This window comes from Desulfobulbus alkaliphilus (assembly GCF_016918545.1).
Taxonomy (GTDB): domain Bacteria; phylum Desulfobacterota; class Desulfobulbia; order Desulfobulbales; family Desulfobulbaceae; genus Desulfobulbus; species Desulfobulbus alkaliphilus.
In genome coordinates, this window is the sequence record NZ_JAFFQC010000192.1 from 1 (window position 1) to 465 (window position 465).

Genomic DNA, 465 nt, shown 5'->3' on the forward strand with positions numbered 1-465 from the left:
GTTTCCAATCAGCCTGAGGGAACCTTTGCATGCCTCCGTTACATTTTGGGAGGCGACCGCCCCAGTCAAACTACCCACCAGACACTGTCCTCTTACCGGGTAACGGCGAAGAGTTAGGGACCTGAACAAACAAGGGTGGTATTTCAACGTTGGCTCCCTCCATACTGGCGTACAGAGTTCACAGCCTCCCACCTATGCTACACATGCAGGCTCAAATCCCAATGTCAAGCTATAGTAAAGGTGCACAGGGTCTTTCCGTCTTTCTGCGGGTACACGGCATTTTCACCGCGACTTCAATTTCACCGAGTCTCTGGCCGAGACAGTGTGGAGATCGTTACGCCATTCGTGCAGGTCGGAACTTACCCGACAAGGAATTTCGCTACCTTAGGACCGTTATAGTTACGGCCGCCGTTTACTGGGGCTTCAATTCGGAGCTTCGCTTGCGCTGACTCCTCCTTTTAACCC

The 465-nt window shown here is 52.7% G+C and carries 1 rRNA gene; it reads right to left on the bottom strand.

The annotated features are described in order from the left end of the window. Positions 1-465: ribosomal RNA gene (locus JWG43_RS18065) — 23S ribosomal RNA — on the bottom strand; the annotation flags it as partial.